Raw genomic sequence first — 24,482 nt, 5'->3', positions numbered from 1 at the left:
TCTCCCTAATTGGCTTTCCAGGCGCTGCCGCCCAGTTTGGTCTGCAGGATGCCTGACAGCACCAGCATCATGGCGTAAATGCCGAGATAGCAAACCGCTGTCGTGACATAGCTTTCAGTTGCAATTACGGTTTCCGAGAACATCTGCAGGCCCGCGCTCATAAGTTCAAATACTGCAATGATTGACAACAAGGACGTATCCTTGATGAGAACAGCCGTCTGACCCAGTAGCGGAGGCATCACATTCGCCAGCGCTTGGGGCAATGTCACATTCTGCAGCGTCTGTCTTGGGGTCATGCCCACGGACAGGGCGCCTTCAATCTGGCCGCGGTTCACGGATTCAATGCCGGCGCGAATGATCTCGCCCATATAGGGAGCAGTATGAATGGTCAGGGCAATAATGCCGCTCTGTGTTTCGTCGAAAAAATTGCCGACAGGCAGAATGGTGGGAAGGCCATAATAGACGAGATAAATCTGAATGAGCAACGGTGTCGAGCGAACGAATTGAATGTAGCCGGCGACCGGCCGCCAGATCAGTGGATTTTTGGACAGGCGGGCAATCGCGACAAAAGTACCAATGATCAGCGAGAGAATGAGGCAAAGCGCTGATATCCAGAGCGTTTGCCCGATTCCGGCGATAAACACATCGGCATATTGGCCGACGATCCGGAAGTTAAAGTAGTTTTGAAGCCATTGCATAATTTATCCGTGGGCGCTGACGCGCAGCCCCAATGCGGTGAAAGCAAACCGGGGCGCCGATGTGGCGCCCCGGAGCAGTTCTTATTTGTGGTCAGCTTCCCAGGCCGTGGAGTTCCACCAGTATTCCAGTTTCTCATCCAGACGGCCATCGGCACGGATCAGACGCATGTAGTTGTTGAGCGCCAGCAGCAGGTGCATTGAATCCGGGCGTGTCGCAAATCCGAGCGGTTCCTGAGCAAGAACGCCATCGAGAACCTTGATCTCATCAATCGAGCTTTTGAAGCCGGCGATGGTTCCCTTGTCTGAAAGGCCTGCTTTTGCGCGGCCAGACACGACAGCCTGAACCACCTGCGCTGTCCCGCCAGCAAATTCCTTCAATTCCGCCTTAGGCAGCACCTTGCGGGCTGTCTCTGCCCAGGACGATGCCTGCGTGGCGCCAACCGACACGTCCGCAGAATTCAATTCCTGCCACGTGTTGTAACCGGAACCCTGCAATGCAAAGGCAATGGTTTCGGAGAAGAAGACAGGCTCCGTGAACACGATCTGCATGTGGCGCTTGGCTGTTGGTGTCATGTCAGCCGCAATGAAATCCGCTTTGCCGGACGACAGAGCAGGGATCAGACCTTTCCAGTCATAATCCTGAATGATCAGCTTCACTTCCATATCGTCAGCAAACATCTGAGCAATTTCAATGGCGAAACCTGTGCGCTCGCCATTCTTGTCAACGAAGCTTACGGGTGGTCCCTGGGTTTGCACGGCGATGGTAATCTCACCGGTGCGCACGATCTTTTCCATCGTGCTTTCGGCCCAGGAAGCGGTTCCTGACAGTGCGAGCAAGGCTGCACTGAGCGTGGTTGTGATGAGTGTTGTCAGTTTCATTTCTAACGTTCTCCACTTGGTTGATAGACAGTTTATTTTGCAGTTATAGAATTTGCCGCAGGAAATCCTGCGCACGGTCGGTTTGCGGGTTGTCGAAGAAACTGTCTGGCGTGTTCTCTTCAACAATTGCTCCGGCATCCATAAAGATCATACGATCCGCCGCCTCCCGAGCAAACCCCATTTCATGGGTGACCACGGCCATGGTCATGCCGTCAGCAGCAAGGCCGCGCATCAATTCCAGAACACCCCCGACCGTTTCAGGGTCAAGAGCCGAGGTGGCTTCATCAAACAGCATGACTTTCGGTTTCATGGCCAGGGAGCGCGCAATTGCGACACGTTGCTGCTGGCCGCCAGACAGCATGGTAGGATAAGAGTTGCCACTCTCTGGAATGCCCACTTTTTCAAGCAGGTCATTTGCAATTTCTTCTGCTTCCTTTCGGCTGCGTTTCGCCACAATAATCTGCGGCATGACAATGTTCTCCATTGCCGTTTTGTGCTGGAACAAATTGAAGTGCTGGAACACCATGCCAACCTCGGCACGCAAGGCGTTGATGTTGGTTTTCTTGTCTGTGACGTTTACACCATCAACTGTAATCGTGCCGCTATCGATCTGGTTCAGACGATTGATTGAACGCAGCAGCGTCGACTTGCCGGAGCCAGAGGGACCAATGACGACCACAACCTCGCCCCGGTCTATGTGGTTGGTTACATTGTCTAATGCGCGAACGGGTTCCGGGCGGGATTTGAGATAGTAGGTCTTGCAGACCTTGTCGATCACAATCATCGGATCGTTCATACGGCACGTCCCTCCCGACCGGTAAGGCGGCCACTGAAACAAAACTCGACGGACCCTGTCAAGATCGCGTTGCTGTCTTCTTCAAGGGTTACATTAACCGATCCGGCTAACATTTCTACCTTAACTTCTTTTTTATCCGTCAGACCCAAAAGCTGTGCAGCACGTGTCGCAACGCATGCCCCCGAACCACAGGCCTTTGTGAGAAGGCCCGGACGCTCAAACACAGACAGCCGAAGGTGAGTATTGCTCATTTTCTGTGCAACGCCAACATTTACCTTTTGCGGGAAGAGGTCATCATTTTGAATAGGGCCCGCAAGTTCCGGGACATTCAATGCATCAAGATCATCGACGAAGAAGACAATGTGCGGATTGCCAATGTTGAGAGCGACGCCGTTTTTCAAGGGTCCGCTGGTCAGCGGAACCCGAAGTGTATCCACCTCTTTTGCCAGGGGAATTAAGTCCCATCGCGTTGAAATCCTTCCCATTTCAACGCTTACCTGCTTGTCTCCCTTGCGCCAGCAGCGCAACGGTCCAACAATTGTTTCCAACACAATTTCGTCACGACCGGTCTCTTCCAGCATCAGCCATCCGAAACATCTCGTGGCGTTGCCGCATGCTTCCGCGTCCCGTCCATCAATGTTGATGATGCGCATAAAGGCGTAGGCGCCACTGGCAGCGCCTTTGGCCGTGGGCGGTTCAATGACCAGAAGCTGATCACCGCCAACGCCGGTGCTCACATCGCAAATCTGGATTGTCTCATTGATCGTCGGCTTGTAGGGAAGGTCTCGGCCGTCAACGATGACGAAGTGGTTGTGCAGTCCCTGCATCTTCACAAATTTCCGACCGGTCGCGGAAATGATGTGTGACCAGTCAGGATTGTTCATTGATCGGAAACTCGCTGGCAAATAGCCCTTCAAAGGCGGGCAGGGTGCCAGACTTTGAACTCTGCATCATCCATATGCAAGCGATTGTGACTGAACGGCGCACCCTGTCATCAGGCAGGATGACGACGCTCTGTCTTGCCGCGTGACGATTTTCAGTTCAACAGAGTTTCCGCTGGCACATAGTCGTAGCCAAGCGATTGTGCGACTGGCTCGCATGTGACCTTGCCTTCGCAGACATTCAGGCCGTTTCGCAGATGCGGGTCTTTGGCAAGCGCGGCCTTCCAGCCCAGATTGGCAATGCGCACGGCATGGGGCAGAGTGGTGTTGTTAAGAGCGTAGGTCGAGGTTTTTGCAACGCCGCCGGGCATGTTGGCGACGCAATAATGCACAATGCCATCTACCACATAAGTCGGGTCGGCATGTGTGGTCGCCTTTGAAGTCTCAAAGCAGCCGCCCTGATCGATGGCCACATCGACCAGAACCGCACCATTCTTCATGGTGCCAAGCATTTCGCGGGAGACGAGCTTGGGCGCCGCTGCGCCGGGAACCAGAACGGCACCGATGACCAGATCAGCTTCGGCAACACTGTTGGCCAGGTTGGCGCGGTTTGAATAAAGCGTTTTGGCGCGAGAGCCGAAATGCGCATCAAGCCGCTCCAGAGCTTCCGGGCTGCGATCCAGAACGGTGACATCGGCACCCAGACCCACCGCCATTTGAGCTGCATTATAGCCGACAACGCCGCCGCCGATGATGAGCACATTGGCCGGTGCAACGCCGGGGACGCCGCCAAGCAGAATGCCACAGCCGCCATGGGCCTTTTCAAGAGCCGTGGCTCCGGCCTGTATCGACATGCGTCCGGCAACCTGGCTCATGGGTTTCAACAGCGGCAATCCACCAGAGCGATCCGTCACCGTTTCATAGGCGATGCAGACGGCTCCTGACTTTATCAGATCGCTGGTCTGGTCGGGATCGGGTGCCAGATGCAGGTAGGTGTAAAGGATCTGGCCCTGGCGCAACTGGGCGCGCTCGGCAGCCTGCGGTTCCTTGACCTTCACCACCATATCGCATTCGGCAAAGATTTCCGCGGCTGAACCGACAATCCTGGCACCGGCATCGATATAGTCCTGGTCCGTAGCGCCGATGCCGCTTCCGGCTTCGGTTTCGACCAGAACCTGATGGCCGTTGTCGACCAGTTCGGTGACACTTTCCGGTGTCAGCCCGACGCGATATTCGTGATTCTTGATTTCCCTTGGTGTGCCGACGCGCATTGTTTTCTCCCCCGAGATGCAGATTGGCTGATGATGCGACCCTAGGTCAGCATCTATGTAAAGCCACTATCTCACAATTACGCCGGGAGTTTTTGCGAAAAACCTGGAAATTTCAGGTGTGTGTGATGTATTATTCGAAATAATTGAATTTTCATCGGATTAAAAATCATGGATCAAACCGACGGCAGGATTTTGAGGCGCCTTCAGCGGGATTCTTCGCTTCCAGTTGCGGAGTTGGCATCCGTCATTGGTTTGTCAACCTCGGCCTGTCACAGGCGCATCAAACTGCTTGAGGGCGATGGCGTCATTGAAGGCTATTGCGCCCGGATCAACCGGGCAAAACTCGGCCTTAAAATCATGGTATTTGTCGAGATCGCGTTGACGTCTCAAAGCCAGGAGGTGCTGGACGCTTTCGAGCAGGCGGTGGTGCGCTATGAGGATATTCTGGAATGCCATCTGACAACGGGTGACGCGGACTATCTGCTGCGCATTGCCGCGCGTGATGTGGCAGATTATGACAGCATTCACCGCACTTGTCTGGCGAAGCTGCCGGGGGTGTCCAGCATGCATACAAGCTTCATTCTGCGTTCCATCAAAGGCACAACGGAATTTCCGGTGCGTTTGTAAGTCGAACTAAAAAGCAACAACAAAACAACTGGTTACACACAAAATCTAACGGATTTATTGCTGTTTCGGTTGTTCCGAAACGGCAATGTGATGCGATGTGAGCAGCCTGTTGGATGATATCCGTGCGATAAGTTCCCACATCGTCAACAGGAAAGGGGCCCAAATCGACAGGAGATATCGAGATGAAAACGTCATTTGTTGTTGCCGGGTTGATTGCGGCCCTGTTCGAAACATCCGCAATGCAATCTGAAGCGAGAGAACCCGTCTTGACAGTCGGCAGCGCACCCGCCAACGAACTGTCAGGCTCGCTGCCGGCCATCACAGTCGGCGATTTCAGCCAGTCGGACCTCAATGAAATGCGGGTTCTGGTTCAGTCCTATTTGTGGGCTATCAGCAATCTGCAAGCGGATCTGGTGTTCCTGACAGCAGCCGATTCCGTGACGAACGTCTACAGCACACCTGAGGCGCTCTTGCGGAGAATGGCAAAAATCCACCGTCCTGTTGTTGGCGGCAGTCTGGTCCGGTTCGACGGCGTCAGCATTCGCGACAGCGTGCCAGTGCAGAGCGTCTATATCAAGGACGAGCTTGGCCGCCAGTGGTGGGCATCCTATCTGCTGGAAAAACAGGCCGATGGTATGTGGAAAATTTCCGGCTGTGTGATCATGCCGGCACCAGGTCAGATTGTCTGACAACAGCACCGCGCCTCAGATACTGGCTCAGTTCTAATCCTTCACCTGGGCACAGGTAACGGCGATCAGATGGCGCACATCCATGGCATTGCAGCCCCGTGACAGATCGTTCGCGGGGTGCAAGAGACCCTGCAAAACCGGGCCAATAGCCTCTGCTCCGCCGATGCGTTGAGCAATCTTGTATCCGATATTGGCGGCCTCCAGGCTGGGAAACACAAACACATTCGCATCGCCCTGCACGATGGCACCTGGTGCCTTTGAGGCAGCAACTTCCGGCACGAAGGCGGCGTCGAATTGCAGTTCACCGGAAATTTTCAGATCAGGTCTGAGCGACTGAACAAGAGCGGTCGCCGCAACCACCCGGTCAACCCTGTGATGTGTGGCGCTGCCGGAGGTCGAAAAACTCAACATCGCGATGCGAGGCTCCAGACCGGTAAGTTGCTGAAACGAAGTCGCCGAGGCAATGGCGATCGAGGCAAGCTGCGGCACATCCGGTTCAATGGTCAGGCCGGCATCGGAAAAAATGAAAATACCCTTTTTGCTGTGATGCGGCCGGTCCAGCACCATCAGGAAAAAGCTGGAGACTATGTCGGCATCAGCAGCTTTGCCAATGATCTGCAGAGCAGCTCTTACGGTGTCGGCAGTGGTGGCGAGCGCACCGGCAATGGTGCCGTCAGCATGTTTCTCACGCACCATCATGGCAGCAAAGCCCAGCGGGTCGAGTACGGCCCGCATGGCCTGTTCGGAGGTGATGCCCTTATGCGCCCGCAACTGGTGGAAACGCTCGGCAAAACCGGCCGTCAGCTCAGAGTTTTCCGGATCAATGATCTGGAGCGTGTCGCCGGCCTCGGCAGAAAATTCCGGGTTTTTTGTAATTCTGTCGCGGTTGCCGATCAGGGTAATACGGGCAATGCCATCTGCAATTGCCTGACGGGCCCCGGAAATGACGCGGCCATCTTCGCCTTCGGCCATCACAATGTGGCGCGGTGCTGTGCGGGGTACCCTGTTCAGGGCCTGCAATTGATGTTCCATCAGGCTTTCGATCCTTTTGGCAGGGCTGCGGCGGCAGGTGCGGCCAGGCCAGCGCATCGCGGTTACCGGATGCGCTGACCCTAGTCCGCTGCTGTTAAGCCGCGACCGATTATGCGCCCGGCTGGGGACGCATGTCGGCCGGGTCGATGCCTGCCACTTCAACCGGTTTTTTCATCGCATCGCGGCGGAACGGCTCGCCCAGTTCCTGGTTCAGTATCACCTCGATGAATGTCGTGACTTTGTCTTCCATCTGCTCCTTGACGGCGGTCGACAGAGCCTCTGTCAATTCGTCCATGGTCGTGACCTGAACACCCTTGAGGCCGCAGCCTTCGGCAATTTTCGCGTATTCGACACCCAGATTGAGTTCCGTGCCGACGAAGTTGTCTTCATACCAGAGCGTCGTATTGCGCTTTTCCGCGCCCCACTGATAATTGCGGAAAATCACCATGGTGATCGGCGGCCAGTCATTGCGGCCACAGGCGGTCATTTCATTCATGGAAATCCCGAAGGCACCGTCTCCGGCAAAGCCGACCACCGGCACGTCCGGGCAGCCGATCTTGGCACCCAGTATGGAGGGGAAGCCATATCCGCACGGGCCAAACAGACCAGGTGCCAGATACTTCCGGCCTTTTTCAAAGGTTGGATAGGCATTGCCGATGGCGCAATTGTTGCCGATGTCCGAGGAAATGATGGCATCTTTCGGCAGAGCGGACTGGATTGCCCGCCAGGCCATGCGTGGCGACATGCGGTCCGGCTGGCGGGTGCGGGCGCGCTCATTCCAGCTGGTGCCCGGATCATCATCTTCATGATCCATTGAACTGAGTTGCTGCAGCCAGGCGGATTTAACCTGATGGATCTCAGCTTCACGTTGCTTGCGGCCGTGATTTCCAGCATCTTCCGACACTTGTTCCAGCAATTGTTCTGCAACCAGCTTTGCATCGCCCTGAATTCCGACAGTAACCTTCTTGGTAAGGCCGATGCGGTCGGAATTCATGTCGACCTGAATGATCTTGGCATCCTTTGGCCAATAGTCGATACCATAGCCGGGCAGGGTGGAAAACGGATTGAGCCGGGTTCCAAGGGCCAATACAACGTCAGCTTTGGAGATCAGCTCCATTGCCGCTCGGGAGCCGTTGTAACCCAACGGTCCGACTGACAGAGGATGGCTGCCGGGGAAAGCGTCATTATGCTGATAACCGCAGCAGACCGGCGCACTAAGCCGTTCGGCGAGGGCTGCGGAGGCCGGAATAGCATCAGCCAGGATGACACCTGCACCGTTGAGAATGACGGGGAATTTGGCTTCAGACAGGATTTTCGCCGCCTGGCGGATGGCTTCACGACCGCCGGAAGGGCGCTCAAGGCGCACGATCTGCGGCAGTTCAATGTCGATCACCTGGGTCCAGTAGTCGCGTGGCACATTGATCTGCGCGGGGCCGGAGCCGCGCCAGGCCTTTTCGATGACCCGATTGAGAACTTCTGCAACGCGTGAGGGATCACGGACCTCTTCCTGATAGCACACCATGTCCTCGAACAGTTTCATCTGCTCGATTTCTTGAAATCCGCCCTGGCCAATGGTCTTGTTCGCCGCCTGTGGGGTGACCAGCAGCAACGGGGTGTGGTTCCAGTAGGCGGTTTTCACAGGCGTGACAAAATTGGTAATGCCGGGACCGTTCTGGGCGATCGCCATGCTCATTTTGCCGGTGGCCCGAGTGTAGCCATCAGCCGACATTCCGGCATTCGTTTCATGGGCACAATCCCAGAATTTAATCCCGGCTTTGGGAAACAAATCTGAAATCGGCATCATTGCCGAACCGATAATGCCGAATGCGTGTTCTATGCCATGCATCTGCAATACTTTTACAAATGCCTCTTCCGTTGTCATTTTCATGGCAGTGTCCTTTCACCAATCCCTGAGCCGCATGCAAACCATGTGGCATTCTCTTTTTTTCCCGAGGGCGCTACAGCGCTAGTGGCTGCGCCTGTCCTCGAGGATCAAATCACTTGCTTTTTCGCCGATCATGATGGCCGGCGCATTGGTATTGCCGGATACAATTTCCGGCATGATGGAGCAGTCCGCGACCCTTAATCCGTCAACGCCGCGTACGCGTAACTTTGCATCCACCACCGCCAGATCATCCGATCCCATCTTGCAGGTCCCTGCAGGGTGGTAGATTGTTGTTGCGGTGTTGCGCACCCACTCCAGTATGTCTTCATCCGAAACCACATCGTCCCCGGGCGAATGAGAACTGGCAATCTTGCTTTCAAGTGGCTTCTGCCTGGCAATCCGCTGCGCAATTTTCACCCCTTCAATGATCGTGCTTCGATCAGTTTCCGTCGCCAGATAATTGGGATGGATGGTTGGATAGGCAGATGGGTCCGTTGTGTTCAGACGTATTTCTCCTCGACTTTCCGGCCGCAACTGACAGACAGACATTGTAAACGCCGAAAACCGATGCACACCTTCGCCAGGGCTGTCGGCAGACCATGGCTGAATGTGAAACTGGATGTCAGGCGTTTGTAATTCCCCCCGGGTTTTCAGAAAACCGGTAGCAAGACTGGCAGCCATGGTCATAGGGCCAGCTCTGAACAAAATGTATTTCAGTCCGATGCGGGCCTGGTCAAACAGGCTGCGTACTTCATCATTGAGGGTCGGTTCGTTGCATTTATAGACCAGCCTTGCCTGAAGGTGGTCCTGCAGGTTTTTGCCGACACCGGGCAGATCAGCGACGATATCGATGCCATTTTCCTGCAATTGCTGCGCTTCGCCAATTCCCGAGAGCATCAGCAATTGCGGCGAGCCGATGGCGCCGGATGAGACGATCACCTCGCTGCCCGCGTTGACGGTGTGCTCCTTGCCGTGGCGATTTTTGTAGATCACCCCGGTCACACGTTTGCCTTCCATGGCGAGACGCTGAACGTGGGCGCGGGTGATGATTGTCAGATTTTTGCGGTGTTTGACCGGATTGAGATAGCCCACTGCAGTACTGCAACGCCGGCCGTTGCGTGTGGTCAGTTGAAAATAGCCGACGCCTTCCTGGGTGGCACCATTGTAATCATCATTGTAGACATAGCCTTCATTCTGCGCAGCTGCGACCCAGGCATCACAAATCGGCCGCTTCAGGCGCATATTCGATACATTCAAGGGGCCGCCGGTGCCGTGATAGTCATCCTCGCCACGTTCCTGATTTTCGGCGCGCTTGAACAGTGGCAGCACATCGTCCCATCCCCAGCCGGAATTTCCCATCTGCCGCCAGCGGTCGTAATCCTCGGCCTGTCCGCGCACATAAAGTAATCCGTTAAGCGAAGACGAGCCGCCAAGCACCTTGCCGCGTGGCCAGTCGAGCCGACGACCGTTGAGGCCGGGGTCGGGTTCCGTGGTATAACACCAGTCCACACTGGGATTATGCATGGTCTTGAAATAACCGACAGGTACATGAATCCACGGATTCCAGTCGCGCCCGCCGGCTTCCAGCAGAACAACTTTTATTGCAGGATCGGCGCTGAGCCGGTTGGCAATTACGCAGCCTGCAGAGCCAGCGCCAATGATGACATAGTCCGCCTCCAATTGGTCCATAACTGCTTTTCCTCCCCACGCCGCCATATTTCGGCGGGTCTTCCCGGTGGTTAAATCGAATTCTGACTTGCTAAATGCACAGTAATATGTATTTTTGAGACTGCAAGTCTTAATTATTGCAGTTTCTGGGAGGAACTCATGAAAGTCTCAAATGCCCTTGGTGGCATATCTCGTCGTGATTTATTCAAATTGTCGGGCCAGTATGGTTTGTCGTCGACGCTTCTGGCTGCCGGCGCAATGGGCGGCGGTGTGACGCTGGCCTCTCTCGCCCAGGCGGCCGAATCGACTTACACCAAACGTTTCACCAAAGAAGCCAAACACACGCTGAAATTCGGTGCCTCCGGATTTAACGCCCGCAACCTTCTGATTGAACGCGCCGGAGCGCTGGAATTTGCCCGTGATCTTGAATCGCGGACCGATGGCGAAATCCGCATCGAATTTATTGGCGATAATCAGATTTGCGGCCAATTGTCCTGCGTTGAGAAAACGCAATTGGGTATCGTTGATATTTATGCGGCTTCTACGCAGAATTCAGCGGGCGGTGCGCCCTATCTCAATGTGCTGGACTATGCCTACATGTTCCCTGGCCGGGCATCGCAGTATCATTTCCTTTACAGCCCCGAGAGCCAGAGAATTCTGCGCGATCCGCTGGAAAAACGCCACGGCCTGAAATTCCTGTTCAGCCATGCGGAGTTGCGCGGTATTCAACTCGGCCTCAAATTTGAAGACCAGCCAACGGTAACCAAGCTGGAAGAGCTGTTCGGCACAAAAAACCGTGTCACAGGCACTCAGCTTGGCCGTATCGCCATGCAGCTTTTGAACCTCAATCCGGTTCCGGTAGCCTGGGAAGAAACCCTGGATGGTCTGAAACAGGGCCTGATTGATGGTGCTGAAACCTGGGCATCAGCCGTTGCCTATGCCAATATGTCACCCGTGGTTTCCCAATCGGTGGATTTGAAATTCTTCTGCGGCACCGAGCACACTTCGATGTCGGCAAAAGTATTTGATTCTCTTGATGGTCATCTCCAGGACGCGGTCATGGAATCGTCGTATCTGGCACAGGTCCACGTCCAGGCCGCCAATGAAGCTGCCCTTGTCAAAACCGTTGGCTTCTCCGATCCGCAACTTCCCGATACGATTTTCGTGAAGAATAATGTGCGCCCCGCATTCCTTGCAGATGATCAGATCAAGATAGCCGAGGAAATGTGTTCACCGGAATTCAATCCCGAGCCATGGGCGGCATGGCGTGAGCGCCTCAATAACTGGGCCGGCGGCATCGATACTTACACAGATATCCACAAGGTAGCCCGCGAAGTTCCTGCCAACATGCTGCCTGAAAATGTTGAACCACGTCGCTGGTGGCGCAGCTAAAAGCTTCACAAATATCACCGGGTGGCCTGCGAAATTGGCAGGTCACCCGAATAATTCGCTGCCCCAAAACCAAAAAAAATAAATTGGGCGGCGGAATTTCTTTGGAGGGAATCAGGTATGGACTCCATCTTCGGAGATGTGGCAGCTGTTATTGCCGCAATCTTTTCAGGGGATTCCTGGGAGATGAAACAGGCCTTTGGGGGGCAGGGTCTCTGGTTGGTTGGCCTGGTCGGGACGCTGGGGGGCGCCTGGCTGTTTGCCGAACTCTACCGCCTGGTTCCCTTCATTGAAAAACATCTGGAACGCGCTTTGATGGTGTGGAGCTATCTTTTGATCGCAGGCATCATCTTTGTCGAAGTGTTCCGCCGCTTTTTGTTGAACGAGCAGGCGCCGTGGTCAACGACTTTGCCGCCCTATCTGTTTCTCATCATGACCTGGTTCGGCTGCGCCTATAATGTGCGCTTGCGGACCCATCTGTCGTTTTCAGAATTTCGCATCAACCTGCCGCGCATCGGTCAGATCATGTGTTTGTGGCTCGATGCCATTCTGTGGATCGGCATCGCCTGGATTGTGATCGTGACTTCGTTACGTGTTGTCGTCAACTCTGCGGCGAACTTTCAGATCATGCTTGGCACCGATGACGTCATGCAGTGGTGGTTCCTGCTCAGCGTTCCGATCAGTTTCGTCATACTGGCGGCGCGGGCCTATCAGAATCTGATGGAAGACATGGCAAATTACCGGTCAGGGGAAGAATTGATTTCGACCGCTGTCATCGGCGGCGACTGAGGAGAGCGGCATGACCGATGGAACCTGGATCACACTTATCTCGCTTGGTGTTACCCTGCTGTTCATGCTGGGCGTACCGGTCTTCCTGATCATTGCCTATTGGGTTCTTGGTGCCAGCCTGGTCATTGAACTGCCGCTGGATAATATCGGCACTGCGCTGTCGGATGTGTTCACAGACGGGTTTGCCTTGCTGGCGATGCCGCTGTTCATTCTGACCGGCGATCTGATCAACAAATCCGGCATTGCACGCCGATTATCGGATTTTGCCTATTCGTGTCTGGGCTGGTTGCGTGGTGGATTGGCGATGGCAGCGCTGGGTGCCTGTGGCCTGTTTGCAGCGATCTCGGGGTCAAATTCCGCGACTACCGCGACAATCGGTTCGATGCTGCATCCGGAAATGGTGAAGGGCGGCTATGATGAACGGTTTTCAGCTGCGACGGCTGCTGCAGGCGGAACCGTGGGCATTATCATTCCGCCATCGATCATCTTCATCATCTACGGTTTTCTGATGAATTTGCCGATTTCCGATCTGTTTATTGCCGGTATTATTCCCGGCACCTTGATGGTTGTCGGAATGCAACTGGCCTGTTGGATCATCTGCCGTTACAATGGCTGGGGTTTTATCATTCCGCTGCAATTGACCCGGATTTTGAAGACCGCATTTGGTGCATGGCTTGGCTTTTTTGCTATCGGCCTGGTGCTCTACGGGATTTATACGGGCAAATTCTCACCGACCGAGGCGGCAGGCGTAACTGTTGGTTTCTGCATCATTGTCGGCTTGATTTCGCTGCCGATCTACAAACTGATGGGTTCACGCGACGAGAGCCGGCCGCACAGCGAGAAAAGCTATGGCGAGATGCTGGTTGTGCAGGGGTTCAAACTGACGGAAATTCCCGGAATTACCCTGCGCTCTGCGCAGATCACCGGCATTCTGGCACCTCTGATCGGAATTTCCGTGGTGATGCAGCAAATCCTTTCCAGTCTGGGTGCCGCTGAAACCATCACCGCCTTTGTAACCAGTATGGGCGGCTACCATGCAGTGCTGTTTACATCGATGGCGATTGTGTTTGTGTTCGGCATGATCCTGGAAAGCCTGCCGGTGACAATCATTCTGGCACCGATCCTTGCGCCGATTGCGGCCTCCATCGGTGTTGACCCGATTCAGTTCGCGGTGATTTTCCTGGTCGGGGCTTCAATCGGTTTCATCACACCGCCTTATGGCCTTAATCTGTATGTCGCCAGTGGCGTCACAGGTGTTCCATATTTCAGATTGCTGCGCTATACGGTTCCCTATCTTGCGGCGCTGATAGCTGTCTGGTTTATCGTGGCGCTGGTGCCCGAGCTTTCGACCATGCTGTTACCAAGTCGTTGAAATAATTATCCAAACCGGATTGGCAAGAGATGACTGAGCAAAACGAACCTGGTGATACAATCCCGACCAATCTTCGGTTGTTGTTCGTTCTGGAAGAGCTTGCCAATTCCGGCGTGCCGATGACGCCGACCGAAATCAACCAGAAACTCAAGCTGCCCAAACCGACAATCCACCGGCTGTTTTCGACACTGGAAAGTGAAGGCTTTCTGCAAAGGGAGATTGACGGCCGCGCCTATACGGCGGGCCGGCGGCTGCGCAGGCTTTCCATGGGCGTCCTGTCATCGCTGCGGGTGCGCACTGCGCGTCTGTCGGTTCTGAACGCGCTGGCTGAACACATTGGCGAGACCTGCAATATCGCAGTGCCGGACAGGGACGCGATGCTCTATATTGACCGGGTCGAGACCAAATGGCCGCTACGTATTCAACTGCCGATCGGCACCCACGTTCCATTTTACTGCACAGCCAGCGGCAAAACCTATCTCAGCATGCTGAAAAGGGCCCACCTGGAACGCTATGTGAGCTCCGTCAAGCTGGAGCCGAGATCGTCGAAGACCATTACCGATCCGAAGGCTTTGCTTGACGAAATCAACAAAACGCGGGCGCGCGGATTTGGTCAGGACAATGAAGAGTTCATGGATGGCATGATTGCCATTGCGGTTCCCATTGTGGATGTCCACGGCCGCCTTGTTTCAACCCTGTCGTTTCACGCGCCGACACAAAGACTGACGCTGAAAGATGCTGAAGTCCATCTCGACCGGTTAAAAGCGGGCGCGAAAGATCTGGCGCAGTTGCTGGTCTGAAACATTTCAAAATCCGGATTATAAACCGACTCTACGCTTTGACGCGCTCTGATTTGGGATCATAGAGCGGCTTCATGGACGCACTGGCTGCAAAGCGCTCGCCCGCCACTTCAATTTCAAATGTGCTGTCCAGCATTTGCGCTGCTGTTTCGCCTGCGCATGGCACATAACCGAGACCGATCGCAGCGCCGAGATGGTGGCCGTAATTGCCGGATGTCAGCGTTGAGACAATTTCGCCATTCCGTACAATTGGCTCATTGTGATACAGCAGCGGCTCACTGTCCTTCAGTTGAAACTGAATCAGGCGACGCGACAGGCCGCGCTCCTTCTTCTGCAACACTGCGTCGCGGCCGATAAAATCCGGCTTGGCGGTTTTCACGGCGAATCCAAGACCAGCCTCAAGAACGTGGTCCTCATCGGTGATGTCATGGCCAAAATGCCTGTAGGCCTTTTCAATCCGGCAGGAATCCAGCGTGTGGAGGCCGCACAGTTTCAATCCGTGATCCTGACCCGCTTCTTCAACCGCCTCAAATACATGGGCGGCCATATCACTTGAAACATAAATCTCCCAGCCCAATTCGCCGACATAGGTGACGCGGTGGGCGCGGGCGAGGCCCATGCCGATTTCGATGTCCCGCATCTGGCCGAACGGGTGATGGTCATTAGAAAAATCATTCGGCGAGCAAGCTTCGAGCACAGCTCTGGAAGCCGGCCCCATCAGACACAGGACTGCTTCGCTGGATGTCATATCAGTGATCACCGCATGCCGGTCTCCAAGATGGCGGCGCATCCACGCCATGTCACGCTGCAAGGTTGCTGCCGGCACGATGGCCAGAAACGCGGTTTCTGAAAGCCGCGTGATCGTCAGATCACTCTCAATGCCGCCATTGCGGTTCAGCATCTGGGTATAGACAATTCTGCCCGGCTCAACGTCCATTTCGTTGCCGCAGATGTGGTTGAGGAAGGGCAGGGCGTCGCGGCCTTCAATCCGCAGCTTGCCGAAGGATGTCATGTCGAACAGACCGACATTGTTGCGGACAGCGAGATGCTCTTCGCGCTGATTTTCAAACCAGTTCTGGCGTTTCCAGGAATATTGATACTGCGGTGGCTGGTCTTTTCGGGCGAACCAGTTAGGCCGTTCCCAGCCGGCCAGTTCTCCAAATACTGCGCCGCGCTGTTGCAAATGGCCATGCAGCGGCGAGCGCCGGATGCCACGGGCGGATTCCACCTGACGATAGGGGAAATGATCGGCATAGAGCAGGCCAAGCGTTTCCTTGGAACGATGATACAGATAGGATCGGTTTGCCTGGAAAGGCTGGACCCGGCGGACATCCACATCCCACAGATCGAATGGCGGTTCGCCGTCATCCATCCATTGTGCCAGCGCCATGCCGGCTCCGCCGGATGATTGAATGCCAACAGAATTATAGCCGCAGGCAACCCAGAAATTCTTCACCTGCGGTGCTTCGCCCAGATAATACCGGTCATCGGGAGTAAAGCTTTCCGGGCCGTTGAAAAATGTGTGAATTCCGGTATCTGCCAGGATAGGCAGACGGTGAATGGCCTTTTCCAGGATGGGCTCGAAATGATCGAAATCTTCCGGCAATTGATCGAAGCAGAAATCTTCGGGAATGCCGGCCATGCCCCAGGGTTTTGCCACAGGTTCAAAAGCACCAAGCAGAATTTTGCCGGCATCCTCCTTGTAATAGGCGCACTCGTCGGGCACTCGCAGAACCGGCAATTGCGGCAGGTCCGGTACGGTCTCGGTGACAATATAAAAATGTTCGCAGGCATGGAGTGGCACCGGAACACCGGCCAGGATGCCGACTTCTCGGGCCCACATTCCGGCGCAATTGACAACATGATCGCAGGTAATGTGCTGTTCGATGCCGTCTTTGACTGCCGTGACGCCAGTGACACTGCCGCTGGCGGTGTGGATGTCGGTGACCTTCACCTGCTCAAAGATCTTTGCGCCATGCTGCCGCGCGCCTTTGGCGAGAGCGAGGGTGATGTTGGTCGGATCGCCCTGGCCGTCCTTTTCCAGAAAGACGCCGCTGACGACATCATCAGTGGTGAGGTAGGGATAGCGCTGTTTGACATCATCGGGGCCGATTTCCTCGATCTCGACACCGAAGGCCCGGGCCATGGATGCGCCGCGCAACAATTCCTCGCGGCGCTCATGGGTGAGGGCAACTGTAATCGACCCGCAGCGGCGCAGCCCCGTTGCAAGGCCGGTTTCCGCCTCCAGCGTGCCGTAAAGCTCCTGGCTGTATTTGGCCAGCCGCGTCATGTTCTGGGTTGCGCGCAACTGGGCAATCAGTCCGGCAGCGTGCCATGTGGTGCCGCTGGTAAGCTGCTTGCGTTCCAGAAGTACCACATCGGTCCAGCCAAGCTTGGCCAGATGATAGGCCACAGAACAGCCGGAAACACCGCCGCCGATTATGACCACACGGGCCTTGTTGGGAAGATCAGCCATGTGGGCCTCCAGAATGAGTTTTAGTAAATCGCGGGTGAAATAATCCAGATGACGATCGCCGGTACATCGCCGGAATTGCGCCAGCAGCAGGTTTTGTTCTGAAACTGAAAACTGTCGCCGGCATTGAGTGTGTGGTGGCGCCCGCCGATCCAGATTTCGAGTTGACCGGATACCACAAACCCGCCTTCCTGTGCTGGCCGGGCCGGTTTGTCTTCACTTTCCGCGCTGGGCGCAAACACGGATCGCAGCATTTCAAACTCACCGGAAATATCAGGTGAAAGCAGTTCCTCGACGAGGCCGCTTTCGCTTGAACCGAGCGCCACCCGGTTGCTGCATCTGACAATCACGCCGCGCTCCTGTTCGGGCGCTTCGCTGTTGCGAAAAAAGAAGCTGATTGGAATGTCGAAATTGCGGGCGATCTTGCGAAGATCCTGAATCGACGGATCGGTTTGATTGCGCTCGACCTGACTCAACCAGCCGACAGAGCGACCAAGGGCTTCGGCCAGCGCGGTGAGGGTCAGATCGCGGTGCTTGCGAAGGGCACGGATATCATCGCCGACCAGGCCGGTCGCGCCGCGATCCGTTGCGGTGAATTCAGCTCCGGGTTTGCTGCGCGGAGAATCTGTCGAGGTTGCCAGTCCGTGTTTCATTGTTTGATAATTCGCCCGGCACTAAAATGAAAATTTCATTGATATTTTCATTTTTTCGGTAATTACGCAAACTAATTATAAACAACAAGGCGAGCTGCAGTTGCATCTCGCCTTGTTTTGCGCCGCAATGGTTTGCGGTGAGATCAAAGATCCTTCAAAGTATTTCGTAATGCATCAATGATTTCATCGATATGACTTTTCTCAGCGATCAGAGATGGTGCGACAATGGCCGTATCGCCGGTCCATTTCACATGGCAGCCTTTCCAGAACAATTCTTTCTGCAGGTCATTGCCACGAATGCCCGGTTTGCCTTCCAGCGGAAAGACCTCAATGCCGGCCATCATGCCGTAGCCGCGCAAATCTTTCACAACCGGCAATTCCTTCAGCGACCAGATGCCATCGAGGAAATAATCGGACATTTCCGCAGCGCGTTCAAACAGGCCTTCATCCTCGTAAATCTGCAGTGTGGCAAGGCCGGCGGCGCAGGCCGCCGGATGCGCCGAATAGGTGTAGCCATGGAAGAATTCGATGGCGTTTTCCGGCGCCGCATTCATGATCGTTTCATAAATCTGATCTGTCGCCGACACAGCGCCCATCGGGATCGCACCGTTGGTCAGGGCCTTGGCCATAGTGATGATATCAGGCATCACCGCGAATGCATCGCTGGCAAATGGCGTTCCCAGGCGGCCGAAAGCGGTGATCACCTCGTCAAACACCAGCAGAATTCCATGCTGGTCACAAATTTGGCGGAGCCGGTCGAGATAGCCTTTCGGCGGTACCAATGTGCCGGTTGATCCGGCAATCGGCTCGACAAAGACCGCCGCGATGGTCGAACCGCCATAGGTCTCGCAATGCCGTTGCAGATCATTGGCAAGCTCGGCGCCGGTTTCAGGCTGGCCACGGGTGTAAAGCTGGTTTTCCTCCCAGGTATGGCGCAGCATCACGATATTCGGCATGACAACCGGAAATGTCTCGCGATTGCGCACCATTCCGGACAGGGAGACACCACCGATATTGACGCCGTGATAGGCCCGTTCCCGAGAGACGAAGCGGATGCGCTGGGATTCACCGCGCGCCCGGTGATAGGCCATTACCATTTTCAAAGCCGTGTCGATCGATTCAGAACCCGAATTGGTAAAAAACACATGGTTGAAGGGTTCCGGCATGATCTTCGCCAGCTTCGCCGCCAGGGCAAAGGATGTGGGCTGAGCAAGCTGAAACGGTGCGGTGTAGTCATTGTGCAGCATTTGCGCATACACGGCTTCGGCAATTTCCTTGCGGCCGTGGCCACAGGCGACATTGAACAGCCCGGACGAGCCGTCAATCAGTTTGTCGCCATTCTGGTTCCACAGATACATGCCCTCGCTTCTGGTAATCAGGCGCGGCGCGGATTTGAACTCGCGATTGGCGGAGAATGGCATCCAATGCTGTTCCAGCGAGTTTGTGACAAATTTCTCAAGCGGTTTCACAACCATATTCATGATTTCGTCCTCCTTTGCGGCCGTGCCTGGTCTCCCGGCAAAAATACCGGATTGCGCGCCATTTGTTTTTCGAAGTGATAGTGTCGCGGAAATTGGCCTCATTGTAGGTCCAGATAGGATTGAATATGGAGCCACATTCAGTTTCTGGCGGGGATCAAGTGTGCCACACTCCTTTTTGAAAGCGAGACTTCGGTGATGCGCGACAGTTTGTTTCATGTTGAACGTATGGAAGCGACAACGCTGCAGGCCCAGATCAGGGAAATGCTGGTGACCGCAATGCTCGCAGGACAACTGCCGGCCCTGTCGCCGATCCCGTCCACAAGAGCGATGGCCAAACGGCTGAAAGTGTCACGAAACACAGTTATGCTGGCTTATCAGGCGCTTGCCGCGGACGGCTATCTACTCGCCCGCGAACGGTCCGGGTTTTATGTATCAGACGAGTTGCATGCCGGAATGGCCGCGACCAATGTTTCGACCTTTCCCAAGAAGGTGGAAACGCAAAATCCGATCGACTGGGACGCCAAGCTGAGATTGCACCCGGCGCGGCAACCCAATATCTGCAAGCCGGCGAACTGGCATGATTATCCATATCCGTTCATATATGGCCAGTCCGATCCGGCGTTGTTTCCGATTACCGCATGGCGCGACTGCACGCGGCAGGCCATGAACAGGAAGTGGCTGGATGCCTGGACAGATGATCGATTTACCGAGGATGATCCGAGGTTGGTGGAACAAATCCGCCAGCGCATCCTGACACGCCGCGGCATCCTTGCCGATACGGATGAAATTCTGGTGACACTGGGTGCGCAGAACGCGCTGTATCTGCTTGCCAGTCTGCTGGTCAAACCCCATACGGCGGTGGCGATTGAAGATCCGGGCTATCCGGACATGCGCAATATATTTGCTTTGATGAGCGACGATGTGCGTCCGGTTCCGGTCGATGAGGAAGGCATCCTGATTGATCCGCTGAGTGGATCTGAACTGGTGTTTGTGACGCCGAGCCATCAGTTTCCCACCAATGTCACCATGTCGCTGGAGCGGCGCCGAGCCTTGTTGACCTGGGCTGATGAAAATGACGCGCTGATTATTGAAGATGATTATGAGTTTGAAACCAATTATCTCGGCGAGCCGACACCGGCATTGAAATCGCTCGATGCAATGGGCCGGGTTCTGTATATCGGCAGCCTGTCAAAATCCATCATGCCGGGATTGCGCATGGGCTATCTGGTAGGGCCGTCCGAGCTGATTGCCGAAGTCCGTGCCTTGCGGAGGCTGATGCTGCGCCACCCGCCCGGCAATAATCAGCGCATTGTTGCGCTGTTTCTGTCGCTGGGGCGTCACGATGCGCTGATCGGACGGCTGCATCGGACCTATGCCGAACGCTGGAAAACTCTCGGCAAGGCCCTGGAGGATCATTTTCCAGGCTGGTTCCAATCTCCTGGATTTGGCGGAACATCGTTCTGGGTCAAAGGGCCGGACGGTCTGGATGCAAATGAATTGGGTGTCAGCGCCCTGAAAGAAGGCGTGGTCATTGAACCGGGACAGATCTATTTTGCTGATCCAGATGGTCCGGGACACTACTTCCGGTTGGGATTTTCTTCCATACCAGATGAGCGGATAGAGCCGGGCATTGTCAGGCTGGCAAGGGTTGCAAGGCAATTGATGTGATACGGATGCGCATAGATAAGGGTCAACTTTCGTCTAATTTACACGATTTTTGATACCATTTATCTCAAAAAAGCATGATAATGCCGTGTTGGCTCTATTTGGACCGTCAACTGGCGCTATGTTGACAGAGCGATCCGGTGTGTTGTCAGTCCGCTCGGTCTTGAATCGAGCTGCGTTGTTCCAAGAGTCGGTTTCATACCGGTAGTAGAACACAAAGCATGAAGGCAAGCATTGCTGACAGTCATCGGGAGGACTGCAAACAGGATGGCGCTTGTCAAATCAGCATATTTGCAAACCGGAATATCCGGGCCAAACAAGGGAGATACTAATGACTTTAAGAAAATTCGCAGTGGCCTTGGCCGCTGGCGTATCCATGGCTGCCACGTTGGGGATGGGTGGCGCGCAGGCACTGGAAAAAGTAACCGTTGCCTATTTCCTGGAATGGCCGACCGCAAATCAGGTCGCGCAGGTTGAAAAAACCTATGATGAAGCGATGGGCGTTGAAGTTGAATGGCGCGCTTTCGGCAACGGCAACGAGATGACCCAGGCCATGATGTCGGGTGACGTCCACATAGCCTACAGTCAGGGGTTCGTACCTTTTGTCGTTGGCATCTCCAGTGGAGCGCCACTCAAAATGGTGGGGGTTGCGGTGACTTATGCGGAAAATGATCTTTGCATCATTCGCGATGATTCCGGCATTACCCAGGCGAATGCCAATGAACTGGAAGGCAAGAAAGTTGCCACACCAATCGGCAATGTCACGCATTACAAACTGCTCAAAACCCTTGAACATCTGAAGGTTGATGCCGACAAGGTCAATCTTGTCCAGATGAACCCGGCTGATGCTGCCGTTGCGCTGGTGCGCGGAGATGTGGTGATGAGTTGCGGTTTCGGTGGAGCGCTGGACCGCATGAAGACGGTAGGCAAGCCGCTGATGACCGGGGCGGAGCAGGAAGCCATCGGAATCAATACATTTGATATTGTGACGGTAACCGAAGACTTTGCAGAAGAGTATCCGGACCTTGTTCGTAAATTCCTGGAAGTCACTGAAGCTGCCAATGCCGCCTACAAAGACAAACCGGAAAGCGCATATGCAGTGGTTTCCAGGGCAGCCGGTATGGATATGGACGCAACCAAGGCGACCATGAAAAACTTCGGCTTTCCGAGTGTAGCCGATCAGGCCGGCCAAAACTGGCTTGGTGGCGGTGTTCAGGCCATGACGAAAGGTGTTGCCGACATGATGGTTTCCGGCGGCGGTATGGATGCAGCTCTGGATGACTATTCCAGCTTCATTGATGACAGCTTTATCAAGTAAAGGCGGACCGGGCGGCAGGGCAACCTGCCGCTCTCTCTCTATCAGGTGGCTGGGGGTAAGTGTGTGACTGGTATTATCATCGACGAAATTTCCATGGTATTTACGCTGCCCGGTGGCGGGGCTGTGCATGCGCTCAACAATGTGTCGCTGGATATCAAACAAGGTCAGATGGTCTCCGTGCTGGGGCCGTCCGGATGCGGAAAAACCACTCTTTTGAACATTGTGGCAGGTTTTCTTTCGCCAACAAGCGGTGAAGTCCGCCTCAATAATCATGTTGTGACCGGTCCGGGCGCGGAACGCGGAATGGTGTTTCAGCAGGGTGCCCTGTTCGAATGGATGACCGTCAACGAGAATATCGAGTTCGGTCCAAAGATGGCAGGCAAACCAAGGGCTGAGACAGCAACCAAATGCGAAGAGCTGCTCAATATTGTGGGCCTGGCAGGTTTTGGCGAAAAGCCTGTCTACCAGTTGTCAGGGGGCATGCAGCAACGTGTCGCTTTGGCGCGCTGTCTGGCAAATGATCCGGATGTCATTCTCATGGATGAACCGCTCGGCGCGCTGGATGCGCTGACCCGTGAAAAGATGCAGGGGCTGGTTCTGAAGCTGTGGAAGGAAACCGGCAAAACCATCATCCTGATCACCCATTCTGTCGAGGAAGCTCTGTTTCTGGGAGAACGGCTGATCGTGATGGCGCCAAGGCCGGGCCGTATCGTCAAGGAATACGATCTGCCATTTGCCGAGGAAGCGCTGATCTCGGAAGCGCGGGTGGTGAAAGCATCAGCCGAATTCGTCGCAACCCGGGAGGAGGTTCTTTCGATGATCTGGAACATGGAAGAGGAAATCATGGGTGGTGGCGATGGGACCTAGATCGTTTCATGGTTACATTGAAGCATTTGATGCTCCAGATCAGTTCATCGGCAAGGCAGGCAACCCGGGCTACCCAGACTATATTGGGCCCATTACAATTCGGGGCGGCGCATCGAGCAAGTTGGCTAACGCTGTCGGGTGGACTGATATGAAGCACCAAAGGCCGGGTTTGCACGCCCGCCGGACGTCGTTACACTCCACTTGTGGTTATGAAGACCACGGCGCGAAGTGTGCCTCGCCGACAAACGTGCAAACCTGGTCAAATGATTCAATGTAGCCATGAAGCGATCTAGAGGATCAGAGCAATGAGTGAACGGAAAACGCCTTCCAGCCTGGCTATTTGGCTCGGCCTTGCGGATAATTCATTCACCAGCCAGAAAACCGTCAAATTCGGTGATGCCAGTGCTGTCAATTCCGGGCGGTTCTATTCCATCCTGATTGTGGTGCTGTTGCTGGTAGCGTGGATCATAACGTCGGTATTCGGGCTGGTTAAGCCATTTTACTGGCCAACCATCGACGGCACGGCCGAGCGGATCGTGAAACTGGTCAGCGAAGGTTATCGCAATGTGCCCTTGTGGGAACATGTCGGAATCAGTGTCTTCCGGGTACTGGCCGGCGTTGTGTCCGGCGCGCTTGTCGGCATTCCGCTGGGCTTTGCGATGGGTCTGTCATCGGTTGCTCGCGGCTTGTTTGACCCGATTGTGGAATTCATGCGGCCGGTGCCTCCACTGGCCCTGATCCCGCTGATTATTCTGTGGTTCGGCATCGATGAAACGGCGAAAATTTCGCTGCTGTTTCTGGCTTCGCTGTTCATCATGACAATTGCGGCACGTTCCGGCGTTTCAAGTGTGCGGATTTCAAAGGTGCATGCGGCTTATTCGCTTGGCGCATCAAAATTGCAGATCCTGATTCATGTCATTCTTCCAAATGCGCTGCCGGAGATTTTTACCGGTCTGCGCACCTCAATGGGCGTGTGCTGGGGAACGGTGGTCGCGGCCGAACTGGTTGCCGCTGACAAAGGCGTCGGGTCAATGATCATGATCGCCAAGAATTTTCTGCAGACCGATACTGTGGTTATCGGCATCATCATCATTGGATTGATCGGCTACATCATCGAGATGTTCATGCGCTTCATGGAGCGCATGTTGATTCCCTGGAAAGGTAAAGGTTAGGCGCTCGCCCGGTCCCGAATAGCTGCCGGGCCGCCGAGTTGCCCGCTGACCGGAGTGCTGGGGCACCGGGCATCACT

Annotated in this window: 21 protein-coding genes; 10 read left to right on the top strand and 11 right to left on the bottom strand. The window is 54.9% G+C overall.

All coding sequences use genetic code 11. The features are described 5' to 3' along the window. Positions 1 to 5 precede the first annotated feature (5 nt). The 5 genes from RAL88_RS02045 to ald form a co-directional block, all read right to left on the bottom strand. Positions 6 to 698 carry an amino acid ABC transporter permease gene (locus RAL88_RS02045; RefSeq protein ID WP_306266932.1) on the bottom strand — a complete coding sequence of 231 codons (693 nt, stop codon included), beginning with the start codon at positions 696 to 698 and terminating at the stop codon, positions 6 to 8. An 81-nt stretch (positions 699 to 779) separates the two neighbouring features. Further along, a complete protein-coding gene (locus RAL88_RS02040) occupies positions 780 to 1,577 on the bottom strand; it encodes a transporter substrate-binding domain-containing protein (RefSeq protein WP_306266930.1) in 798 nt (265 codons plus the stop codon). Positions 1,578 to 1,620: 43 nt separating this feature from the next. Further along, entirely contained in the window at positions 1,621 to 2,361 is a 741-nt protein-coding gene (locus tag RAL88_RS02035) for an amino acid ABC transporter ATP-binding protein (RefSeq protein ID WP_371932160.1), read from the bottom strand. Between the two features lie 8 nt (positions 2,362 to 2,369). Next, positions 2,370 to 3,200, bottom strand: coding sequence for a diaminopimelate epimerase (gene dapF, locus RAL88_RS02030; protein ID WP_306269558.1), 831 nt, complete (start codon positions 3,198 to 3,200; stop codon positions 2,370 to 2,372). Positions 3,201 to 3,409: 209 nt separating this feature from the next. Then, positions 3,410 to 4,525 carry an alanine dehydrogenase gene (gene ald / locus RAL88_RS02025; protein ID WP_306266926.1) on the bottom strand — a complete coding sequence of 372 codons (1,116 nt, stop codon included), beginning with the start codon at positions 4,523 to 4,525 and terminating at the stop codon, positions 3,410 to 3,412. 168 nt (positions 4,526 to 4,693) lie between these two features. Here ald and RAL88_RS02020 point away from each other — a divergent pair, with 168 nt between their 5' ends. Together RAL88_RS02020 and RAL88_RS02015 are read left to right on the top strand one after the other, a co-directional pair. Beyond that, on the top strand, positions 4,694 to 5,152 hold the full coding sequence (locus RAL88_RS02020) for an Lrp/AsnC family transcriptional regulator (RefSeq protein WP_306266925.1): 459 nt from the start codon (positions 4,694 to 4,696) through the stop codon (positions 5,150 to 5,152). Between the two features lie 182 nt (positions 5,153 to 5,334). Continuing rightward, positions 5,335 to 5,841 carry a DUF4864 domain-containing protein gene (locus tag RAL88_RS02015; protein ID WP_306266923.1) on the top strand — a complete coding sequence of 169 codons (507 nt, stop codon included), beginning with the start codon at positions 5,335 to 5,337 and terminating at the stop codon, positions 5,839 to 5,841. A 33-nt stretch (positions 5,842 to 5,874) separates the two neighbouring features. On the opposite strand, the gene pta is transcribed toward RAL88_RS02015, so the two are convergent. The 3 genes from pta to RAL88_RS02000 all read right to left on the bottom strand — a co-directional run bounded on the left by pta (position 5,875) and on the right by RAL88_RS02000 (position 10,447). Then, entirely contained in the window at positions 5,875 to 6,861 is a 987-nt protein-coding gene (gene pta, locus RAL88_RS02010) for a phosphate acetyltransferase (RefSeq protein WP_306269556.1), read from the bottom strand. Positions 6,862 to 6,982: 121 nt separating this feature from the next. Beyond that, a complete protein-coding gene (gene xsc, locus RAL88_RS02005) occupies positions 6,983 to 8,761 on the bottom strand; it encodes a sulfoacetaldehyde acetyltransferase (protein WP_306266921.1) in 1,779 nt (592 codons plus the stop codon). 78 nt (positions 8,762 to 8,839) lie between these two features. Continuing rightward, positions 8,840 to 10,447: a GMC family oxidoreductase gene (locus tag RAL88_RS02000; protein WP_306266920.1), complete on the bottom strand. Its 1,608-nt coding sequence runs from the start codon at positions 10,445 to 10,447 to the stop codon at positions 8,840 to 8,842. Positions 10,448 to 10,585: 138 nt separating this feature from the next. On the opposite strand from RAL88_RS02000, the gene RAL88_RS01995 reads away from it, so the two are divergent. The 4 genes from RAL88_RS01995 (at position 10,586) to RAL88_RS01980 (ending at position 14,776) form a co-directional block, all read left to right on the top strand. Next, positions 10,586 to 11,818 carry a TRAP transporter substrate-binding protein gene (locus RAL88_RS01995; RefSeq protein ID WP_306266918.1) on the top strand — a complete coding sequence of 411 codons (1,233 nt, stop codon included), beginning with the start codon at positions 10,586 to 10,588 and terminating at the stop codon, positions 11,816 to 11,818. A gap of 117 nt (positions 11,819 to 11,935) precedes the next feature. Then, positions 11,936 to 12,604 (top strand): TRAP transporter small permease, encoded by a 669-nt coding sequence (locus RAL88_RS01990; protein ID WP_306266916.1) that lies wholly within the window; start codon positions 11,936 to 11,938, stop codon positions 12,602 to 12,604. Positions 12,605 to 12,614: 10 nt separating this feature from the next. Further along, positions 12,615 to 13,976, top strand: coding sequence for a TRAP transporter large permease (locus RAL88_RS01985; protein ID WP_306266914.1), 1,362 nt, complete (start codon positions 12,615 to 12,617; stop codon positions 13,974 to 13,976). 29 nt (positions 13,977 to 14,005) lie between these two features. Then, positions 14,006 to 14,776, top strand: a complete 771-nt coding sequence (locus tag RAL88_RS01980) for an IclR family transcriptional regulator (RefSeq protein WP_306266913.1) — start codon at positions 14,006 to 14,008, stop codon at positions 14,774 to 14,776. Between the two features lie 31 nt (positions 14,777 to 14,807). On the opposite strand, the gene RAL88_RS01975 is transcribed toward RAL88_RS01980, so the two are convergent. The 3 genes from RAL88_RS01975 to RAL88_RS01965 form a co-directional block, all read right to left on the bottom strand. Further along, the gene (locus RAL88_RS01975; RefSeq protein ID WP_306266911.1) at positions 14,808 to 17,252 is read right to left on the bottom strand and encodes an FAD-dependent oxidoreductase; all 2,445 of its coding nucleotides are present in this window, start codon (positions 17,250 to 17,252) and stop codon (positions 14,808 to 14,810) included. 20 nt (positions 17,253 to 17,272) lie between these two features. Then, on the bottom strand, positions 17,273 to 17,902 hold the full coding sequence (locus RAL88_RS01970) for a helix-turn-helix domain-containing protein (protein ID WP_306266910.1): 630 nt from the start codon (positions 17,900 to 17,902) through the stop codon (positions 17,273 to 17,275). Between the two features lie 143 nt (positions 17,903 to 18,045). Next, positions 18,046 to 19,383 carry an aspartate aminotransferase family protein gene (locus RAL88_RS01965; RefSeq protein WP_306266909.1) on the bottom strand — a complete coding sequence of 446 codons (1,338 nt, stop codon included), beginning with the start codon at positions 19,381 to 19,383 and terminating at the stop codon, positions 18,046 to 18,048. Between the two features lie 195 nt (positions 19,384 to 19,578). On the opposite strand from RAL88_RS01965, the gene RAL88_RS01960 reads away from it, so the two are divergent. The 4 genes from RAL88_RS01960 to RAL88_RS01945 all read left to right on the top strand — a co-directional run bounded on the left by RAL88_RS01960 (position 19,579) and on the right by RAL88_RS01945 (position 24,405). After that, positions 19,579 to 21,051 carry a PLP-dependent aminotransferase family protein gene (locus tag RAL88_RS01960; protein ID WP_306266907.1) on the top strand — a complete coding sequence of 491 codons (1,473 nt, stop codon included), beginning with the start codon at positions 19,579 to 19,581 and terminating at the stop codon, positions 21,049 to 21,051. Positions 21,052 to 21,379: 328 nt separating this feature from the next. Next, the gene (locus tag RAL88_RS01955; protein WP_306266906.1) at positions 21,380 to 22,366 is read left to right on the top strand and encodes an ABC transporter substrate-binding protein; all 987 of its coding nucleotides are present in this window, start codon (positions 21,380 to 21,382) and stop codon (positions 22,364 to 22,366) included. 93 nt (positions 22,367 to 22,459) lie between these two features. Then, a complete protein-coding gene (locus RAL88_RS01950; RefSeq protein ID WP_306269554.1) occupies positions 22,460 to 23,233 on the top strand; it encodes a taurine ABC transporter ATP-binding protein in 774 nt (257 codons plus the stop codon). A 305-nt stretch (positions 23,234 to 23,538) separates the two neighbouring features. Next, a complete protein-coding gene (locus RAL88_RS01945; protein ID WP_306266905.1) occupies positions 23,539 to 24,405 on the top strand; it encodes an ABC transporter permease in 867 nt (288 codons plus the stop codon). Positions 24,406 to 24,482 lie beyond the last annotated feature (77 nt).

The organism is Pararhizobium sp. IMCC3301 (genome assembly GCF_030758315.1).
GTDB lineage: Bacteria > Pseudomonadota > Alphaproteobacteria > Rhizobiales.
Note: the sequence above shows the minus strand (reverse complement) of the source record. Positions and strands in the feature narration are given on the sequence as shown.

Excerpts from the sequence above, each read along its gene's own strand:
- RAL88_RS02045 (WP_306266932.1), bottom strand. The coding sequence starts at position 698 with ATGCAATGGCTTCAAAACTACTTTAACTTCCGGATCGTCGGCCAATAT.
- RAL88_RS02040 (WP_306266930.1), bottom strand. The coding sequence starts at position 1,577 with ATGAAACTGACAACACTCATCACAACCACGCTCAGTGCAGCCTTGCTC.
- RAL88_RS02035 (WP_371932160.1), bottom strand. The coding sequence starts at position 2,361 with ATGATTGTGATCGACAAGGTCTGCAAGACCTACTATCTCAAATCCCGC.
- dapF (WP_306269558.1), bottom strand. The coding sequence starts at position 3,200 with ATGCAGGGACTGCACAACCACTTCGTCATCGTTGACGGCCGAGACCTT.
- ald (WP_306266926.1), bottom strand. The coding sequence starts at position 4,525 with ATGCGCGTCGGCACACCAAGGGAAATCAAGAATCACGAATATCGCGTC.
- RAL88_RS02020 (WP_306266925.1), top strand. The coding sequence starts at position 4,694 with ATGGATCAAACCGACGGCAGGATTTTGAGGCGCCTTCAGCGGGATTCT.
- RAL88_RS02015 (WP_306266923.1), top strand. The coding sequence starts at position 5,335 with ATGAAAACGTCATTTGTTGTTGCCGGGTTGATTGCGGCCCTGTTCGAA.
- xsc (WP_306266921.1), bottom strand. The coding sequence starts at position 8,761 with ATGAAAATGACAACGGAAGAGGCATTTGTAAAAGTATTGCAGATGCAT.
- RAL88_RS02000 (WP_306266920.1), bottom strand. The coding sequence starts at position 10,447 with ATGGACCAATTGGAGGCGGACTATGTCATCATTGGCGCTGGCTCTGCA.
- RAL88_RS01995 (WP_306266918.1), top strand. The coding sequence starts at position 10,586 with ATGAAAGTCTCAAATGCCCTTGGTGGCATATCTCGTCGTGATTTATTC.
- RAL88_RS01990 (WP_306266916.1), top strand. The coding sequence starts at position 11,936 with ATGGACTCCATCTTCGGAGATGTGGCAGCTGTTATTGCCGCAATCTTT.
- RAL88_RS01985 (WP_306266914.1), top strand. The coding sequence starts at position 12,615 with ATGACCGATGGAACCTGGATCACACTTATCTCGCTTGGTGTTACCCTG.
- RAL88_RS01980 (WP_306266913.1), top strand. The coding sequence starts at position 14,006 with ATGACTGAGCAAAACGAACCTGGTGATACAATCCCGACCAATCTTCGG.
- RAL88_RS01975 (WP_306266911.1), bottom strand. The coding sequence starts at position 17,252 with ATGGCTGATCTTCCCAACAAGGCCCGTGTGGTCATAATCGGCGGCGGT.
- RAL88_RS01970 (WP_306266910.1), bottom strand. The coding sequence starts at position 17,902 with ATGAAACACGGACTGGCAACCTCGACAGATTCTCCGCGCAGCAAACCC.
- RAL88_RS01965 (WP_306266909.1), bottom strand. The coding sequence starts at position 19,383 with ATGAATATGGTTGTGAAACCGCTTGAGAAATTTGTCACAAACTCGCTG.
- RAL88_RS01960 (WP_306266907.1), top strand. The coding sequence starts at position 19,579 with ATGCGCGACAGTTTGTTTCATGTTGAACGTATGGAAGCGACAACGCTG.
- RAL88_RS01955 (WP_306266906.1), top strand. The coding sequence starts at position 21,380 with ATGACTTTAAGAAAATTCGCAGTGGCCTTGGCCGCTGGCGTATCCATG.
- RAL88_RS01950 (WP_306269554.1), top strand. The coding sequence starts at position 22,460 with ATGGTATTTACGCTGCCCGGTGGCGGGGCTGTGCATGCGCTCAACAAT.
- RAL88_RS01945 (WP_306266905.1), top strand. The coding sequence starts at position 23,539 with ATGAGTGAACGGAAAACGCCTTCCAGCCTGGCTATTTGGCTCGGCCTT.